We start from the raw sequence: 17,198 nt of genomic DNA on the forward strand, positions 1-17,198 counted from the left end.
CCTCGCGCGCTAAGTATACTTCATGCGGAAAACCTGTCCTGTGGGGTCCTGAAACAAGTAATCAGGATGACTTATTTTAGTATTGGCGCTTCATCTGCACATCTGGAATCTGCGTATCTGCACATCCTCCCATATCTGCATATCAAAATCACCCCTCCAACTTCTTCAACACATCTTTTGCGTAGGAGTTTCCTATCGGGATAATGCGCTTGCCAATTTCTATCTGGTTGGAGGAGTAGGCGCTGATATGGTTAAGCGATACAATGTAGGAGCGATGCGCGCGGATAAAGTGATTGGCCGATAACTTTTCTTCCAGGTAGGTGAGCGTTTGATAGGTAATCACCGGGTTGCCGGTGGTGTATATTTTTACGTAATCTTTCAATCCCTCAATATAAAGGATATCGCTGAGCAGGATACGCACCATTTTTTTGTCGGATTTTACGTAGATGAAGGCCAGCCGGTCGTCTTTTACAACAGGGGGAGGAGTAGGCGAGGTGATCACCACAGTATCGGCGTTGCTGATCGTTTCGTATTTATCAACCGCTTTTAAAAAGCGCTCGAAGGATACCGGTTTTAGCAGGTAATCTATCACGTTAAGCTCATATCCTTCCAAAGCAAACTCGCGGTGGGCGGTGGTCAATATCACCGGCGGCGGATTTTTTAGGGTACGTAGCAATTCAATCCCGGTAAGCTGGGGCATCTGGATATCTAAAAACAACAGGTCGATGTTTTGATTTTTAAGCGTATTGTAAACTTCAATGGCGTTATTGCAGGTGCCCACCAGGTTAAGCTTATCCAGCTTGCTGATGTGGCTTTGCATCACTTCGCGGGCCAGTTGTTCATCGTCGGCCACCAGGCAATTGATCTTTTTCATAGGTCAAGCTTTAAATCGGCCTCAAAAATCTCGTTGTATTTGTTAATCAGCAGGGTGTAATTGCCGGGGTAGGTGAGCTCCAGTCTCCTTTTCACATTCTTTAATCCAAGTCCTGTTTTGGTGCCTGTGGTATTTGGTTCGTAACTATTCTCTACCTTAAAAAATAAACGGTTGCCGGTAACTTTTAAATTAATGGTGATGTAACCGATATGCTCGGCAAGGCCATGTTTAAAAGCGTTTTCTACAAAGGGGAGCAGTAACAGGGGCGCTATCATTTTACCGGCAATATCACCCGAATATTGAAAAGAAAGTTCAAGCCTATCGGCAAAGCGCATTTGCTCAATGCCTATATAGCTTTCCAGGTGTTTGATCTCGTCTTGCAGCAGCACCTTGTTTTCGCTGGCCTCGTATAGCATGTAGTGCATCAGGTCTGACAGGCGCAGCACCACTTTTGAGGCCTGTTCGCTGCCCTTTAACGTAAGTGCGTAAAGACTGTTGAGCGTATTGAAAAAAAAGTGAGGGTTTATCTGTGCTTTCAGCAGGCCCATTTCGGCGGTAAATTTTTCCTGCTCCACTTCGCGCAGGTGTTTTTCCTGTTTAAAAGCATTGCGCATCAACTTAAGCAGCATAGCGGCTAAAAGTATGGGTGTGTTACCAGCCGCGTTTTTAAAAATGCGCACCGGGATCCAGAAATCTGTTTTTTCCATCCGGTACATGGCAGGGTCGTGAATTTTATCCCAGGGTACCCAAATGGCGTAAGCAAAAAAGCGGGGTAAAAGGCCGGCAATTAATATCAGCCCCAGCATGCCAATGGTATATTGAAGATATTTTTGAGGATAATAAAACAGCGGCATCAGCACATAAAGGTTTAAATAAGTAACCAGCATGGCAATGGGAACACTTGTTACTAACTGCGGATCGAGTTTAAAAGCGAACACATCTTTATCTTCCCAGCCATTGTTTACACACTGGTATAGTATATAGGCCAGCCAAAACAGCAGGTGCCGCATCACGGCCTGGTATCGTATCTGCTTTAGGTTTTGCATGGTGTAAAATTCAATATAATTGGCGGGTTACATCCGGTTATTAGACCAACACCCTGTTACGGGCCTTTAATTGTACGTTTTTTACCGCTAACATGTTTAAGGCTGCTAAGGGCCTATTCATGCCGGTACGTGAGTGTTACGTCTAAAAGTAAAAATATTAAGTTTTTAGCGTCATTTATTTGAGGCATGAAAATATTTCAGCGCCCTGGTTATCGCGTATTTGGGTTGATGTTGTGCCTGTTAATGCAGGTTGGTTTATCGCGATTGCAGGCCCAGGAAGCTTTTTTGCCATTGCCCGAAGCCCAGCGCCCGCACCTGCAGGCTACCCGCACTATCGAAAAAATAACTATCGACGGCTTGCCCAATGAAGCGACCTGGGATAAGGCACCTGTGGCAACCTATTTTACCACAGCCTACCCAAGGCAGGGCAATAAGGCCACCTATGATACCAAAGTACGGTTATTGTACGATGATAAAAATATCTACATCAGTGCGGTATGCGATTTCCCCCCGGGCAAAAAAGACATCCAGGTACAGGATCTTCGCCGTGATTTTAGCTACAGCAATAATGAGCTTTTTGAGATCCTGATAGACCCGTTTAAAGATCCTCGCCTGCCGGTAATGACCTTTTGTGTAACGCCTTATGGCACCCAGATGGATATTATGCACTATGCCGATTACAGCTACGATTATAAATGGGATGCCGTATGGCAGGCGGCCAGCAAAATACAGGATCACTCCTGGAGTACCGAAGTGGCTATTCCCTTCAGTTCCTTGCGCTACCCCAAAAATTCAACGGAGTGGAGCATCAACTTTGCCCGTAACATCAGGCATATTGGTGAAACCAATGGCTGGTCGCCATGGCCGCAGGCTTATAGCGAAACGCAGATGGCCTATGCGGGCATCCTCACCAATATTGTACCGCCCGATGCCAATTTTAACCTGCGGGTTGAGCCTTACGCACTGGTGAACGCCAATAAAACAGATGGCAATAAAACCAGCTATAAGCCCGAGTTTGGCGGCGAAGTTAAATATGCCCTCAATTCCAATACCCTATTAGAAGGCACCGTTAATACCGATTTTGCCCAGGCCGATGTGGATAAGCAGGTGGTAAACCTAAGCCGCTCCAGCGTTTTCTTCCCCGAGAAAAGGCAGTTCTTTTTAGAGAACGCCAGTTTGTTTTCGGTAGGGCAAAGCGGCATTATTCAGCCTTTTTTTAGCCGGCGGATAGGTTTAAGCGATGGTGGTAACCCGCTTACCATCAACGGCGGCTTAAGGTTTATACACCAGGATAGCAAGCAATCGGCAGGGCTACTGGTGATGAAACAAAGTGGAGACAGCACCGAGAGTGGCGCGCTGTTTGGCGTATTTCGTTATAAACGAAACATCACCAACCGCCTGCAAATAGGGGGAATGGAAATACTGCGCGAAAACCTGGCCGGTCTGGGCCAGCCCACCTCTGTTAATCCGGTTGAGGTAGTGGATGCCTTTTGGCAGGTAAGCCAGCCTTTGTTTATCCGGGGTATGGCATCATACTCCGGCAATTCGCTCAACAAGCAAAAAGGTTCGGCAGCCTTTGCCGAACTGAATTACTCGGCCACGCACTTTTTTATCGATTGGTTTCAAACCGCAGTATCTAAAGGTTACCAGGCTCAAACGGGCTTTGTTGCCCGCGATAATTTTATCAATACACAGCCCAACTTTTATTTTTTTACCCATAAAAACTGGTTTCCCAAAAATGTGCAGTTTTTTAGTCCGCAAATTACGGCCGATATTTATCACGAGGCATCAACTGGTAAATTCCAGGAGGCCAATGTGGTGCTGATGCCTTTTCAGCTGTTTTTTACAGATCAGTCGCACTTTAATTTTAACATTACCAGTTCATGGGAAAACCTGACTGATAACTTTGAGCCGGTGCGCAAAATCAACATCGCGACAGCAAACTATCATTTTTACAGGTACGAGTTTTATGGAATCACCAATGCCGCAGCCCCCTTCAGTGCCGAAACCCGCTTAAGCACGGGCGGCTATTATAATGGTAAGCTTAATAGCTATTACCTGTCATTACGTGCCGCGCCCGTACCCCAACTATCCCTGGTGATGAGTTATACCCGCAACGATTTTAAAAATGCAGGAATAGATAAGGTATCTACAACCACCCACCTGTTGGCTCCCGAACTACGCGTGGCCGCCAATCCTACAATGCTGCTGTCTGCATTTTACCAATACAATACCGATGCCCGGAATGGATCGCTAAACGCCCGTTTTTCCTGGGAATACCGTCCGCTGTCGTTCATTTACCTGGTGGCGAACAGTGTGAATAATTATTATAGAACCCCATTTGGCATCCCGCAAAAACAACAGGGCGGCATTTTGAAATTGACGTATATCAGGCAGATTTAGTTTTTGGAGCAAAGAGCAAGGATTTTTGGATTAAAGACAGCCAAGATTGTTCGAAACCGGAGACTTTGGACGACGGGGGAACGAAGCAATCTCCGTCGCTATGCTTATTCGCCCTGTAGAGCGACGAGATTGCCGCGCTGCGCTCGCAATGACATACCTTTATATTGTCATTTCTCCTTCAGAATCTCGAAATTTTATCGCTCAGTATAGCAAGGGAGATAAGAAAATTTTATTACCCCACAAAAAAAAAGCGACCGGCCTACACCAATCGCTTTTATCTTTATTCCTTGCTCTAAAAACGGCGAAGCCCTCAACGAAGTTAATCTTTTATCTAAAGACCAAAGGCTGCTTTTACTTTATCTACGTAATCCAGTTTTTCCCAGGTAAACAGTTCAACTTCGCGTTTTAGTTCGCTGCCGTCATGGGCTATAAAAGTTTTGGTTACGGTTTCGTTTGGTTTACCAAAGTGGCCGTAAGCCGCGGTTTCGCTATAAATGGGGTTACGCAGTTTAAAGCGGGTTTCAATAGCGTATGGGGTCATGTTAAATACCTCTTCAACCTTGGCGGCAATAGCACCATCGTGCAGGTCAATCCTGGCAGTGCCATAAGTGTTTACATAAATACCCATTGGCTGTGCAACACCAATAGCGTATGATACCTGTACCAATACTTCGGTACAAACACCGGCGGCTACCAGGTTTTTAGCAATATGACGGGTTGCGTAAGCGGCAGAGCGATCTACCTTTGATGGATCTTTACCAGAAAACGCGCCACCGCCGTGTGCACCTTTACCACCATAAGTATCCACAATAATTTTACGACCGGTTAAACCTGTATCGCCATGTGGCCCGCCGATAACAAATTTACCGGTTGGGTTAATGTGGTATTTGATCTGATCGTTAAAAAAGTGCGCGTATTTTGGATACTTAGCTTTTACACGAGGGATCAAAATGCTGATAATATCGGAGCTGATTTTGGCCAGCATCGCGGTTTCTTCGTCAAAATCATCGTGCTGGGTAGATATTACAATGGCATCGATACGCTGCGGTGTATTGTCATCGGCATACTCTAAAGTAACCTGCGATTTAGCATCCGGGCGCAGGTATTTGATCTCGCTGTTTTCACGGCGGATGGCGGCAAGCTCTATTAATAAGGCGTGCGCTATATCTAATGCCAGTGGCATGTAGTTTTCAGTTTCGGCAGTAGCATAACCAAACATCATGCCCTGGTCGCCCGCGCCTTGTTCTTCGGGTGCTTTACGTTCAACGCCCTGGTTAATATCGGGTGATTGTTCGTGAATGGCCGATAGCACACCGCATGAGCTGCCATCAAACATATATTCGCCTTTGGTGTAACCAATTTTATTGATCACCTCGCGGGCAATTTTTTGTACATCTAAATAAGCTTTTGATTTTACTTCGCCGGCCAAAATTACCTGCCCGGTAGTTACCAGGGTTTCGCAGGCAACTTTTGAATTAGGGTCGAATGCTAAAAAGTGATCAATCAGGGCGTCTGAGATCTGGTCGGCAACTTTATCCGGGTGTCCTTCTGATACGGATTCGGACGTAAATAAATATGGCATATAAAATTTTTATACAATTAACGTAAAATAGTAAAGAGAGGATTTAAGGGGATCGTAGTAAAAAGAAGCATTGGTTTTAGCACTTTTTTACGTGGTTGCAATCCGGTTCCGGCGGTTGCCGGCTCATTAAATCATTCCACTTTCGGGGGGCAAAAATAAAACAAATTTTACAAAGCCGAAAATACATTTACTTTTGATACTTTAAATAATACCAGATAGTTGAAACGTAGAGCACTATTTATAATAAACCCTATATCGGGCGGGAAGAAGAAGGACGGTGTGCCGGATTTAATTGATCAGAACCTTGATAAAAAAGTATTTGATTATGATGTGATATTTACCGATGGGGTTTCGCACGCAAGGCAAATAGCTGCCGAAGCCGCCGGTAAGTACGATGAAGTAGTAGCTGTTGGTGGCGATGGTACGGTTAATGAAATAGCATCGGCTATAGTAGGGAGCACTACAGCGTTGGGCGTGGTGCCCTTTGGATCGGGCAACGGTTTAGCCCGGTTTTTAAGTATTCCGATGAATACCGCCGATTCAATCAAGGCATTAAGCGCTTATAAAGTAGAATCTATCGATTCGGGACAGATGAACGGACAGCCATTTTTTAATATGGCCGGTATGGGTTTTGACGCGCACATAGCCGAAGTGTTTTCGCATGGTAAAAAGCGTGGTTTTTTAACTTATATCAAATCAACCATGCAGGAGATAGCAAGCTATAAGCCCCAGTTATATCGTATTGAAATTGACGGAACGATGTATGAACGCGAGGCCTTTATAGTAAGTATTGCCAATTCATCGCAATGGGGTAATGATGTACATATATCACCTAACGCGTCAGTTCAGGATGGTTTATTGGATGTATGTATCATTCGTAAATTTCCGGTATGGCGCCTGCCCGAGATTGGTGCAAGGCTAATGTTTAAAACCATCGAAAGCTCCAGGTACATCGAGATCATCAGGGGTAAACAAATAAATGTAACCCGTGAAAACGAAGGGCCTATTCACCTTGACGGCGAACCGCAAATAATGCAGGCCAATTTAAATATTAATATAATCCCTGGTTCGTTAAAAATAATTGTAGGCCCTGGCTATTAAAAACATCCCATTATGGCTAAAAAGAATTTTACAGGCGTAGTTTACTCAACCGATCCTGCCTTTGCGTACCAGGAAAACGGGAACGATGCCGCCCAAACATTGCCACCACAGCAGCAAAATCTAAAAATATATCTTGATAGAAAAGGCGGCAGCAAACTGGTTACCCGCGTTGCAGGCTTTATTGGTGCCGATACCGACCTGGAAGCCATTGGTAAAAAGCTGAAAACAAAATGCGGGGTGGGCGGTTCGGTAAAAGATGGCGAAATATTGATCCAGGGCGATTTCAGGGATAAAATATTAACCTTACTGCAAACCGATGGCTACAAAGCAAAAAAAGCAGGCGGATAGTTCAAAAGGCTTAATACCCTTAAACGCCAATGTTTAAGCTAATGCTTAGCGTATTTTATACACTAAAACACCTAAATGCGGCCAATTTTGTTTGGCTTTAACGGCGTAACAAAAACAATACTAAATGTTAATGTAACAGAATAGTCGCATAAATTTTATTAGTATTGCTTGATAATGTTAAAAAAAATGGTTTTCATTGCAAATAATTGTTGTGGCAACACACAATAATTTAACATTGCTACGTTATCTATATCCAATTACAAACAAAATGTAATTTGGTATTAAAAAATTGTAAAGAATAATATAAATGATTTTTTTATTTAAAGAAAATTCTATTTTTGTTATTCGCAAACCAGTGCACATTTTAACTAACTTATAATATAAACAAAAACTAAAAACTAAAAATTAAAAGTAATGGCAAACGCTCCAACAAAACCAACTACTCCTGTTAAAAAAGAAAGCTCAAGTGCATCGGGCATATTTGCTTCTTTAACTATTCCAATTTGTATAGTAGTAGCAATTTGTATTTTTATATTCATTTTAGGCGACCCAAGCCACTTTAAAGGAGGTGATCCAAAAGCTGAACCTACAGACATTTACGGTACAATCCACAAAGGTGGTGTTATCGTGCCTTTGATCATGTCATTCCTGTTAATGGTAATCGTTTTCTCTATCGAGCGTTTTGTAGTTATCGGTAAAGCATCTGGTACTGGCAGTGTTGACTCTTTTGTTAGAAAGATCCAGGCTTCTTTAAACGCAGGTAACATCGCTGCAGCATCAGCTGAGTGCGACAAACAAAAAGGTTCAGTAGCAAACGTTATCAAATCAGCATTGAAAAAATATGGTGAAATGGAAGCAGAGCCAAACCTTGACGTTGATCAAAAAACTTTAGCTATCCAAAAAGACATCGAAGAAGCTACAGCTTTAGAAATGCCTATGTTAGAGCAAAACTTAACTATCATCGCTACCCTGGTATCTATCGGTACATTAACCGGTTTATTAGGTACGGTTGTGGGTATGATCGGTGCGTTCTCTGCGTTAGCAACTTCAGGTGTGCCTAACCAGGTTGAACTATCTGCTCACATCTCTGAAGCTTTGATCAACACTGCATTCGGTATCAGTACTTCAGCTATCTCAATTATCATGTACAACGTATTTACGTCAAAAATTGATAAATTGACTTACGCTATCGATGAAACCGGTTTCAGCATTGTTCAAACATTTGCTTCATCACATAAAAACAAATAAAAATATATTAGTGCTTCTGCCTTAAGCACAATTGTAAAAGGCAGAGATTTTAATTCATTACACTATATATTTTTAAAAGATTTTTAATATGGCAAGGATAAAAGTTCCAAGAAAGAGTACAGCAATCGACATGACCGCCATGTGCGACGTGGCGTTCCTGCTGCTAACTTTCTTTATATTAACTGCAAAACCAAAAACAGAAGATCCGGTACCTATTGATATACCAAAGTCTTCTATCCAGCAGCCGGTGCCTGAATCTGACTTTTTAACAATTTCTGTAGGCAAGCAAAAAGCTTTCTTTGGAACTGAAGGAACAGACATACGCAAACAAACGTTAACTCAAATGGGCGAAATTTATAAAATAACCTTCACCCCCGAAGAGCTTAACAGGTTTTCAACAATTCCATCATTTGGTGTTCCTTTTAATCAGCTTAAGCAATTCATCGCTTTAACAGCCGATCAGCAAAAGAAATATGTTCAGCCAGGTATCCCAAGGGATTCTGTAAGCAACGAATTGTTTAACTGGATCCGCGAGGCACGTAAAGCAACTGTTGCTTTACACAATACACAATTACGTATAGCCATCAAAGGTGATAGCAAAGAAGAGTATCCGGTTATTAAGGATGTTATTGGAATTTTGCAAAAGCAAAAAGTTAACAAGTTTAGTTTAATAACAGATTTGGGCGCCGCGCCTAAAAAATAAAGAATCATGGCAGAATTAGATACCTCCGGGGGAGGCAAACACAAGGGCGGGAAGGTTAGAAGTAAAAAGCAATCAACCCGTGTAGATTTAACCGCGATGGTGGATCTGGCGTTTTTGCTGATCACTTTCTTTATCATGACCACTACATTGGCCAAAGCTAAAGCGATGGACCTTGCAATGCCTGATAAGGACGAAAAAACCAAAGACCAGTTGCCAATTGCCGCTTCACGTTCATTAACCCTGTTATTAGGAAGTGATGACAAATTGGAGTGGTACCTGGGCGAACCGGGAAAATCGGCTCCAGAAGTTACCAACTATAACGCCGATGGCCTGCGCAAATTACTTGTTGAAAAAAGTAAAGAAGTGCAGGAGAAAACCGGCAAAACTATTTTTGTTGTGATAAAGCCAAGCGATAAATCAAAATACAAGAACATGGTAAGTGTATTAGATGAAATGGCTATCACCAACATACTAATGTACGGTATTGTTGATATCACACCAGCAGAAGTTGAGTTGTTGAAAAGGGAAAATCTTTACAACGACGCAAAATAATATTACTTAATGTTAATTACTATTAAAGTCTAAAACATGTTCGGATCAAAATTAGATATATTAGATCAGAAATGGATCGACGTTGTTTTTAGTAGCAGAAATAAGGCCTACGGGGCTTATGAGTTGAGAAGAGACAATCCGAAAAATACATCAAAGGCACTTATTTATGCCATCGTATTTTTTGTACTTGTTGTTTCAATGCCTACTATCATAGCCAAGATCAAGGGATTTATCCCCAAAGCTGATGACAAGGTGAAGATAACAGACGTAGTGCTGTTACCTCCGCCACCGGTGGATCAAACTAAAAAACCACCTCCGCCGCCGCCAGAACCACCAAAACCAAAAGTTGACCAGGTTCGTTTCCCGCCTCCGGTTGTAAAACCAGATAACGAGGTTAAGGAAAAAGATCCACCAACCGTAAAGGAACTTGCTGTAGCGGATCCAGGTCAGAAAGACCAAAAGGGTGACCCTAACCAGGAAATCAGAATTGATGAGCCTGTAGGTAACTCAGATATTAAACAAGTTGTTGAAGAGGATCCTAACAAGATCTTTGCATCAGTTGAAAACTTACCGGAGTTTCCGGGAGGTGTTGAAGCTTTTGGAAGGTACTTAGGTAAAACTATCCGTTACCCTGCCGTTGACCGTGAAAACGGTACCCAGGGACGTGTAATCCTTACTTTCGTTGTGGAACGCGACGGATCATTAACCGACATTAAGGTTTCAAGAAGCCTTAGCCAGGGTACCGATGCCGAAGCTATCCGCGCTTTGAAATCTTCACCAAAATGGAAGCCAGGTATCCAAAACGGTAGGCCGGTACGCGTACAATACAGCGTGCCTGTAAGCTTTACCTTAGCTGGCGATAATTAAGATAATGCCATTTAATTTTAATAAGAAGCAAAAATCGCCCAAAAGGCGGTTTTTGCTTATTTTAGGAACTACCGCATTCATTTGCTTCATAACCTTAGGGTTGATGATCATGTTTTGGGATAGGCTGCCGCTATCATTGGAGCCGTATCAACGCAAACTTTTTGGAGGTTTTATAATTGTTTACGCAGTTTTACGTTTTTCAAGGGTGTTTAAGAAAGATCAATATGATAAGGACGATGAAGAATAGCATTAAACACGTTTCTTTTGTGCTGCTTTCGGCGGTTTGCCTGCAGGCTTGTACGCCAAAACCTACACCAAAGTTTTCTGGCGATACCTTTGATACCGGTAAAGCTACGTTTGTCGCCGATGAATCGTTCTCGCCTATTATTGACCAGGTGGAGTATATTTTTAAAAGCAGGCACCCTAAAGCCGATCCAACTATTCTTTACATGGCCGAAAACAGGGCTGTAAACATGCTGTTGAATGATAGCGTTAGGTTTGCAGTACTGTCTCGTGATTTGGACACTACCGAAAAAAATGTAATTATAAAACACCAGTTGAGCGTAAAAGTACAGCGCTTCGCTGTCGACGCGGTGGCATTGATTGTAAACCAGGCCTCTAACGATACCACCATTACCGTAAGCACCTTAAAAAAAATGCTTAACGGGCAGGGCGATTTAAACAAAACAATTGTTTTTGATAACCCTAACTCAAGTTTGGTAAGGTATTTGAAAGAGTTTTCTGGTAATAAAGAATTTAAGCAGAAAAATATTTATGCGCTTAAATCCAATAAAGATGTTATCAAATACGTTAGTGAACATCCGGACGCTTTGGGAATAACCGGCTTTAGCTGGCTGAATGACCCGGGAAAAGATATTGCGGATGATGTAAACAAGCTTAAAATTGTAGCCATTAAGGATGAGGCAAATAAGCAGTACCCAAATGATTACTTTAAACCTTCGCAAGAAACGCTTGTCTTAAAACAGTATCCATTAAGCAGGGGATTATACATGGTTGACTGCTCAAGCAAAATTGGTTTGGCTATTGGCTTTGCAACATTTTTAGGAAGCGACGTAGGCCAAAGAATAATATTAAGATCAGGTTTATTGCCCGATTCTATACCACCGAGACAGATAGTATTAAATAGTAAATAAATTATAAGATGAAAATAATCAGTAAAATAGCTACGGCATCATTAGGACTGGTATTTATGGGTTCATCATCAGTTTTTGCGCAGAGTCTTGCCGACGCCAAAAAAGCTATTGACGCCGAACAATATCAAAAAGCCAAATCGATGCTCAAAAACCTTACAGTGACACAGGGCACTAAGGACGAGAATTTCTTTTACCTAGGCTGGGTATACATTAAACAGGATTACGCCGATTCGGCTAAAACCGCTTTCAACAAAGGTATTGCGGTAAACCCAAAATCGGGGTTAAACTACGCTGGTTTAGGCGCTGTTGCCCGTTTGGATAAAGACAAAGCCGGTGCTACTACCAATTTTAACCAGGCAATTGCACTTGCAGGTAAAACAGCTGCTCCATATACATATGTAGGTAAAGCATATTTATTGCCTACTTCTACAGATGGTAAAATATCTGTTGATGATGCAAGCGCTGCTATTGCTGTTTTGCAAAAAGGTAAAGTTGTTGCCCCTAAAGATGTTGAGCTTTTAATTACTTTAGGTGATGCTTTCGCCTCACAAATAAAAAGTAACGAAGCTTACCAGGCTTACTCAGATGCTTCAACCATCGACCCTAAAAACCCTGCAGCTAAAGTAGCTACCGGTGTTTTATGGAGATATGCCAACAATTTTGAAGATTCTGAAAAACAATTCCAGGATGCATTAGCTATCGACCCTAACTACGGTCCGGCTTACCGCGAATGGGCCGAAACCGACAACCGTTGGGCTACTGCCGATCCTAAAGCAGCATCTGCAAAAATTAAACAAGCTGTTGAGGAGTACAAAAAATACCTGAGTTTAACAGATTTGTCGCCAGAATCGCAGATGCGTTATGCCGACTTCCTGATCAGCGCCGGTCAATACCAGGAATTACAGACAGTGGCTGCAGATCTTGCAAAAACATCCAATTCAAACTTGAGAGCATATCGCTATTTAGCTTATGCTGCATATGAGAACAAAGATTACCCGGCTGCATCAACTGCGATGAATACCTGGATGACCAAGGCTGATCCTAAAAGGGTATTACCACGTGACTACTTATATCTTGGAAGGATCCAAATGGCGTCTGGACAGGATTCAGTTGGGATTAATACACTAAGAAAAGCGTTATCCCTCGATTCGACTCAAACAGATGTTTATGGTGAGATAGCTAAGTCATTATTTCGCGGTAAAAAATACGCTCAGGCGGGCGATGCCTACAAATTGGTTACTCAGAAAGGTGGCCGCAGTGTAAAACTTACCGACTATTTCTTAGAAGGTATAAGCTACTACTACGGTTATGATGATAAAAAGCCAGGTACAGATTCTTTATTAACAAAGGCAGATAGCGCATTTAGCTACGTAATTCAAAAAACGCCAACTGCACCTTATGCAGACGCTTATTTGTACAGAGCACGTGTTAACGACTTAAAAGAAAAGGACAGAAATAACATTGTTGGTTATGCTAAACCTTTTTATGAGAAATACATTGAGTTAATATTGGCAAAAGGAGCTCCGGATGACAAGGGTAAAAAGAACCTTGCCGAATCTTATGTTTACTTAGGTAATTATTATCAATTTAAGGAGAAGGACGATGCTAAGGCAACCGATAGCTTTACAAAGGCAAGAGATAATGACCCTGCTAATAAACAGGTAATAGCTTTCTTTGCCCGTAAAGCAGGTGGTGCTGGTAAAAGCAAATAGTTAGAAGGCAGAATCAAGAGATAAGAATTAAGAGTCAAGAGAGGAAAGAGAAAAGCTTTTCTAAGTCTTGGCTCTTTTTTTATTATAAAAAAGAGCGGATTTTTAAGTGACGATGAATACAGCGTCAATAAGGTAACTTAAATAAGTTTTCCTCTTAAATCTTGACTCTTGACTCTTTCTATTATATTTGCAGCATGGAACACAGTTTACCCATTAACTATTTGCCCATCATATTTCAGATGCTGGTGGCAATAGGGTTTGTAGTTACTACCATGTTTGTAACACATAAAATAGGCCCTAAACGTAAAACAAAAGATAAACTAACGCCTTTTGAATCGGGTATCGAGGTTGTTGGTAACGCCCGTACCCCAATCTCCATTAAATACTTCCTGGTTGCTATCCTGTTTGTGTTGTTTGATGTGGAAGTTATTTTCATGTACCCATGGGCTGTTAACTTCAAAGCAATGGGCGAGCAGGGCATGGTAGAAATGTTTATATTCATGGCCACCCTTTTATTAGGTTTTATCTACGTTATTAAAAAAGGCGCGTTAGACTGGGATTAAGGAGCCTCACCTAAATCCTCTCCAAAGGAGAGGACTTTGAATGGTTGCTTTTTAAATAGTTTAATTCTTTAGAACGATTCTAAATATTGGCTTTGCCTGCGCATAGTGTACCTTTTACATCGTTATTTACGTAAATTTGCGCTCGTTACCGTGTCATAACAGGTATGTTTTCTATTAACATTATTCAATGAGTGATATTCAAATAGTTAATGCCCCCTTAGGGGTTGAAGGGTCTGGTTTTTTTGCCACCTCGCTTGATAAAGCAGTTGGTATAGCCCGTGCCAACTCATTATGGCCGTTGCCTTTTGCCACTTCATGTTGTGGTATCGAATTTATGGCAACAATGGCTTCTCACTATGATCTTTCCCGTTTTGGTGCCGAGCGTTTAAGCTTTTCGCCACGGCAGGCCGACCTGCTGATGGTTATGGGTACCATCGCCAAAAAAATGGCGCCTGTACTTCGCCAGGTATACCTGCAAATGGCCGAACCCCGTTGGGTTATGGCAGTTGGTGCCTGTGCATCAAGCGGTGGTATTTTTGATACCTATTCTGTTTTGCAGGGCATTGATGAGGTTATCCCGGTAGATGTTTATGTACCCGGCTGTCCGCCGCGTCCTGAAGCGATCATTGATGGTTTTATAAACATCCAGGAGTTGGTAAAAACCGAAACCTTGCGCAGAAGAAACGAGCCTAAGTACCAGGAATTATTAGCTAAATACGGAATCCAATAATGGCCACTATACCTAACGAAGAGCTTTTAAAAAGAATCGGCGAGAAATTTGGCGAACAGGTTACCTTAGTTGGTGAGCCATACGGCTTGCTTACTGTTGAAACTACTCGTGAGCAAATTATCGACCTGTTAGCTTTTTTAAAAACCGATGCGGCTCTTCGCTTTACATTTTTAACAGATATTACCGGCATACACTACCCGGAGCAGGAAAAGCAAATTGGTGTTATTTATCACCTGCACAGCCTTACTACCAATACACGCATTCGTGTTAAGGTATTTTTGGTTGATGGTGATGTGCACATCCCAACGGCTACCGAACTTTGGAATGGTGCCAACTGGATGGAACGCGAGACCTACGACTTTTTTGGTGTGATCTTTGACGGTCACCCGGATTTGCGCCGTATTTTAAATGTTGACGATATGACGGCTTTCCCGATGCGTAAAGAATTTCCGCTGGAAGATCCTAATCGCGTTGATAAGAAAGATTACTTTTTCGGAAGATAACATATATGCCGTATTGGTAAAACAGTACGGCATCACTATATAAAGAAATATAATTTATACTGATGCAAAACCATCCTGTATATACAGATAACGATCCGCAAAGCGAACTTTCGACCTTAAACCTCGGCCCAACCCACCCTGCAACCCATGGTGTGTTTCAAAATGTGCTGCAGTTGGATGGTGAAAGAATTGTAAGCGGCGTATCAACCATAGGGTACATTCACCGCGCGTTTGAAAAAATTGCCGAACACCGCCCGTTTTACCAGATCACTCCACTTACCGATAGGTTAAACTACTGCTCATCGCCAATCAATAACATGGGCTGGCATATGACGGTTGAAAAACTGTTGGGTATCACCACGCCAAAACGTGTTGATTACCTGCGCGTAATTGTAATGGAGCTTGCCCGTATTGCCGATCATATTGTATGTAACGGTGTATTGGGTGTAGATACCGGCGCTTTCACCGGCTTCCTGTACATGATGGAATTCCGTGAGGCCATCTACGAAATTTACGAAGAAGTTTGCGGCAGCCGCTTAACAACCAACATTGGGCGTATAGGTGGTTTTGAACGTAACTTCAATACCATCGCTTTTGCCAAACTGCGTAAGTTTTTGGTTGATTTTCCTAAAACATTAAAAGAGTTTGAATCGCTGTTTAACCGTAACCGTATTTTTGTTGACAGAACAAAAGATGTGGCCGCTGTTACTGCCGAGGATGCTTTAAGCTATAGCTGGACTGGCCCTATATTACGCGCCACTGGTGTTGATTACGATGTAAGGGCCATGAACCCATACTCATCATACGAAGATTTTGAATTTGAAGTACCCGTAGGTACCAATGGCGATGTTTACAGCCGCTTTTTGGTACGTAACGAGGAGATGTGGCAAAGTTTGCGCATTATAGAGCAGGCCTTAACAAAACTGGAAAAAGAGCCAACGGATATTTTCCATGCCGATGTTCCTGAGTTTTACCTGCCTCCGAAAGAAGAAGTTTATAATAACATGGAAGCTTTGATCTATCACTTTAAAATTGTGATGGGCGAAATTCCAACCCCTAATACAGAGGTTTATCATTCGGTTGAAGGTGCCAATGGAGAGTTAGGTTTTTATTTGGTAAATGATGGCGGGCGTAGCCCATACCGTTTGCATTTCCGCAGGCCAAGCTTTATCAATTACCAGATGTATGCACCAATGAGCCGCGGTATGTTATTATCAGACGCGATTATTAATATGAGTAGTTTAAACGTTATAGCCGGAGAGTTAGATGCTTAGAGTTGAAGATGCTCAGGTTTCGGTAGAGTTTAGTCCGGAACTGCTGAATAAGATGGCCGATACGGTTACCCGCTATCCAGAGGGTAAACAAAAATCGGCGTTGTTGCCTATCCTGCACTATGTACAGGCCGAGTTTGGCTGGGTTAGCCCCAATGCGATGGACCAGGTTGCAGCATTTTTAAAGATACAACCGATAGAGGTTTATGAAGTAGCTACATTTTATACCATGTACCTGCTGCGCCCAAGCGGTAAATATGTTTTAGAGGTTTGCCGTACGGGTCCTTGTGGGGTTGTTGGTGCCGATAAAATAATGGATCATATTGAAAAAACTTTAGGCGTACCCGAAGGTACGGTTACCCCCGACGGCTTATTTAGCTGGAGAGGTGTTGAATGCCTTGCCGCCTGCGGTTTTGGCCCGGTTTTACAAATTGGCCCCGAATATACTTTTTACGAAAACTTAACCGAAGCGTCAGTTGATAAACTGATTGGCGATTTAAGAAAAGGGATTAAAGAGTAAGGACGGAAAGATAAAGGACTG

The 17,198-nt window shown here is 42.4% G+C and carries 18 protein-coding genes; 15 read left to right on the forward strand and 3 right to left on the reverse strand.

Annotated elements, in window-relative coordinates:
- Nucleotides 1-148 precede the first annotated feature (148 nt).
- The gene (locus FHS10_RS12350; protein ID WP_259091015.1) at nt 149-874 is read right to left on the reverse strand and encodes a LytR/AlgR family response regulator transcription factor; all 726 of its coding nucleotides are present in this window, start codon (nt 872-874) and stop codon (nt 149-151) included.
- Nucleotides 871-1,920, reverse strand: coding sequence for a sensor histidine kinase (locus FHS10_RS12355; RefSeq protein WP_259091021.1), 1,050 nt, complete (start codon nt 1,918-1,920; stop codon nt 871-873). The genes FHS10_RS12350 and FHS10_RS12355 overlap by 4 nt, the downstream gene beginning before the upstream one ends.
- A 186-nt stretch (nt 1,921-2,106) precedes the next feature.
- On the opposite strand from FHS10_RS12355, the gene FHS10_RS12360 reads away from it, so the two are divergent.
- A complete protein-coding gene (locus tag FHS10_RS12360; RefSeq protein WP_259091022.1) occupies nt 2,107-4,323 on the forward strand; it encodes a carbohydrate binding family 9 domain-containing protein in 2,217 nt (738 codons plus the stop codon).
- Nucleotides 4,324-4,654: 331 nt separating this feature from the next.
- Here FHS10_RS12360 and metK read toward each other — a convergent pair whose 3' ends face one another.
- The gene (gene metK, locus FHS10_RS12365; RefSeq protein WP_259091024.1) at nt 4,655-5,905 is read right to left on the reverse strand and encodes a methionine adenosyltransferase; all 1,251 of its coding nucleotides are present in this window, start codon (nt 5,903-5,905) and stop codon (nt 4,655-4,657) included.
- Nucleotides 5,906-6,124: 219 nt separating this feature from the next.
- On the opposite strand from metK, the gene FHS10_RS12370 reads away from it, so the two are divergent.
- From FHS10_RS12370 to FHS10_RS12435, 14 genes are all read left to right on the forward strand, one after another.
- Nucleotides 6,125-7,006: a diacylglycerol/lipid kinase family protein gene (locus tag FHS10_RS12370; protein WP_259091025.1), complete on the forward strand. Its 882-nt coding sequence runs from the start codon at nt 6,125-6,127 to the stop codon at nt 7,004-7,006.
- Nucleotides 7,007-7,018: 12 nt separating this feature from the next.
- Entirely contained in the window at nt 7,019-7,354 is a 336-nt protein-coding gene (locus FHS10_RS12375; RefSeq protein WP_259091026.1) for a translation initiation factor, read from the forward strand.
- Between the two features lie 414 nt (nt 7,355-7,768).
- Complete coding sequence (locus tag FHS10_RS12380; RefSeq protein ID WP_259091028.1) at nt 7,769-8,602, forward strand: MotA/TolQ/ExbB proton channel family protein; 834 nt, start codon at nt 7,769-7,771, stop codon at nt 8,600-8,602.
- Nucleotides 8,603-8,690: 88 nt separating this feature from the next.
- The gene (locus tag FHS10_RS12385; protein ID WP_259091029.1) at nt 8,691-9,305 is read left to right on the forward strand and encodes an ExbD/TolR family protein; all 615 of its coding nucleotides are present in this window, start codon (nt 8,691-8,693) and stop codon (nt 9,303-9,305) included.
- Nucleotides 9,306-9,311: 6 nt separating this feature from the next.
- Nucleotides 9,312-9,857 carry an ExbD/TolR family protein gene (locus FHS10_RS12390; protein WP_259091030.1) on the forward strand — a complete coding sequence of 182 codons (546 nt, stop codon included), beginning with the start codon at nt 9,312-9,314 and terminating at the stop codon, nt 9,855-9,857.
- 36 nt (nt 9,858-9,893) lie between these two features.
- Nucleotides 9,894-10,724: an energy transducer TonB gene (locus tag FHS10_RS12395; RefSeq protein ID WP_259091032.1), complete on the forward strand. Its 831-nt coding sequence runs from the start codon at nt 9,894-9,896 to the stop codon at nt 10,722-10,724.
- A 4-nt stretch (nt 10,725-10,728) separates the two neighbouring features.
- A complete protein-coding gene (locus FHS10_RS12400; RefSeq protein WP_259091034.1) occupies nt 10,729-10,971 on the forward strand; it encodes a hypothetical protein in 243 nt (80 codons plus the stop codon).
- Nucleotides 10,961-11,878: a PstS family phosphate ABC transporter substrate-binding protein gene (locus FHS10_RS12405; RefSeq protein ID WP_259091035.1), complete on the forward strand. Its 918-nt coding sequence runs from the start codon at nt 10,961-10,963 to the stop codon at nt 11,876-11,878. Before FHS10_RS12400 ends, FHS10_RS12405 begins: the two co-directional genes overlap by 11 nt.
- An 8-nt stretch (nt 11,879-11,886) precedes the next feature.
- Entirely contained in the window at nt 11,887-13,590 is a 1,704-nt protein-coding gene (locus FHS10_RS12410) for a tetratricopeptide repeat protein (RefSeq protein ID WP_259091037.1), read from the forward strand.
- 194 nt (nt 13,591-13,784) lie between these two features.
- Entirely contained in the window at nt 13,785-14,153 is a 369-nt protein-coding gene (locus FHS10_RS12415; protein ID WP_259091038.1) for an NADH-quinone oxidoreductase subunit A, read from the forward strand.
- Between the two features lie 187 nt (nt 14,154-14,340).
- Nucleotides 14,341-14,883 carry an NADH-quinone oxidoreductase subunit B gene (locus tag FHS10_RS12420; protein WP_259091039.1) on the forward strand — a complete coding sequence of 181 codons (543 nt, stop codon included), beginning with the start codon at nt 14,341-14,343 and terminating at the stop codon, nt 14,881-14,883.
- Nucleotides 14,883-15,386 (forward strand): NADH-quinone oxidoreductase subunit C, encoded by a 504-nt coding sequence (locus FHS10_RS12425; RefSeq protein ID WP_259091041.1) that lies wholly within the window; start codon nt 14,883-14,885, stop codon nt 15,384-15,386. Before FHS10_RS12420 ends, FHS10_RS12425 begins: the two co-directional genes overlap by 1 nt.
- Before the next feature lie 62 nt (nt 15,387-15,448).
- Entirely contained in the window at nt 15,449-16,660 is a 1,212-nt protein-coding gene (locus FHS10_RS12430; RefSeq protein ID WP_259091042.1) for an NADH-quinone oxidoreductase subunit D, read from the forward strand.
- The gene (locus tag FHS10_RS12435) at nt 16,653-17,177 is read left to right on the forward strand and encodes an NADH-quinone oxidoreductase subunit NuoE family protein (RefSeq protein WP_259091043.1); all 525 of its coding nucleotides are present in this window, start codon (nt 16,653-16,655) and stop codon (nt 17,175-17,177) included. The genes FHS10_RS12430 and FHS10_RS12435 overlap by 8 nt, the downstream gene beginning before the upstream one ends.
- Nucleotides 17,178-17,198: the final 21 nt, after the last annotated feature.

The sequence above is a fragment of the Mucilaginibacter dorajii genome (assembly GCF_024808255.1).
GTDB lineage: Bacteria > Bacteroidota > Bacteroidia > Sphingobacteriales > Sphingobacteriaceae > Mucilaginibacter > Mucilaginibacter dorajii.

Excerpts from the sequence above, each read along its gene's own strand:
- FHS10_RS12385 (WP_259091029.1), top strand. The coding sequence starts at position 8,691 with ATGGCAAGGATAAAAGTTCCAAGAAAGAGTACAGCAATCGACATGACC.
- FHS10_RS12410 (WP_259091037.1), top strand. The coding sequence starts at position 11,887 with ATGAAAATAATCAGTAAAATAGCTACGGCATCATTAGGACTGGTATTT.
- FHS10_RS12405 (WP_259091035.1), top strand. The coding sequence starts at position 10,961 with ATGAAGAATAGCATTAAACACGTTTCTTTTGTGCTGCTTTCGGCGGTT.
- FHS10_RS12435 (WP_259091043.1), top strand. The coding sequence starts at position 16,653 with ATGCTTAGAGTTGAAGATGCTCAGGTTTCGGTAGAGTTTAGTCCGGAA.
- FHS10_RS12390 (WP_259091030.1), top strand. The coding sequence starts at position 9,312 with ATGGCAGAATTAGATACCTCCGGGGGAGGCAAACACAAGGGCGGGAAG.
- FHS10_RS12395 (WP_259091032.1), top strand. The coding sequence starts at position 9,894 with ATGTTCGGATCAAAATTAGATATATTAGATCAGAAATGGATCGACGTT.
- metK (WP_259091024.1), bottom strand. The coding sequence starts at position 5,905 with ATGCCATATTTATTTACGTCCGAATCCGTATCAGAAGGACACCCGGAT.
- FHS10_RS12375 (WP_259091026.1), top strand. The coding sequence starts at position 7,019 with ATGGCTAAAAAGAATTTTACAGGCGTAGTTTACTCAACCGATCCTGCC.
- FHS10_RS12420 (WP_259091039.1), top strand. The coding sequence starts at position 14,341 with ATGAGTGATATTCAAATAGTTAATGCCCCCTTAGGGGTTGAAGGGTCT.
- FHS10_RS12350 (WP_259091015.1), bottom strand. The coding sequence starts at position 874 with ATGAAAAAGATCAATTGCCTGGTGGCCGACGATGAACAACTGGCCCGC.
- FHS10_RS12400 (WP_259091034.1), top strand. The coding sequence starts at position 10,729 with ATGCCATTTAATTTTAATAAGAAGCAAAAATCGCCCAAAAGGCGGTTT.
- FHS10_RS12360 (WP_259091022.1), top strand. The coding sequence starts at position 2,107 with ATGAAAATATTTCAGCGCCCTGGTTATCGCGTATTTGGGTTGATGTTG.
- FHS10_RS12425 (WP_259091041.1), top strand. The coding sequence starts at position 14,883 with ATGGCCACTATACCTAACGAAGAGCTTTTAAAAAGAATCGGCGAGAAA.
- FHS10_RS12380 (WP_259091028.1), top strand. The coding sequence starts at position 7,769 with ATGGCAAACGCTCCAACAAAACCAACTACTCCTGTTAAAAAAGAAAGC.
- FHS10_RS12355 (WP_259091021.1), bottom strand. The coding sequence starts at position 1,920 with ATGCAAAACCTAAAGCAGATACGATACCAGGCCGTGATGCGGCACCTG.
- FHS10_RS12430 (WP_259091042.1), top strand. The coding sequence starts at position 15,449 with ATGCAAAACCATCCTGTATATACAGATAACGATCCGCAAAGCGAACTT.
- FHS10_RS12415 (WP_259091038.1), top strand. The coding sequence starts at position 13,785 with ATGGAACACAGTTTACCCATTAACTATTTGCCCATCATATTTCAGATG.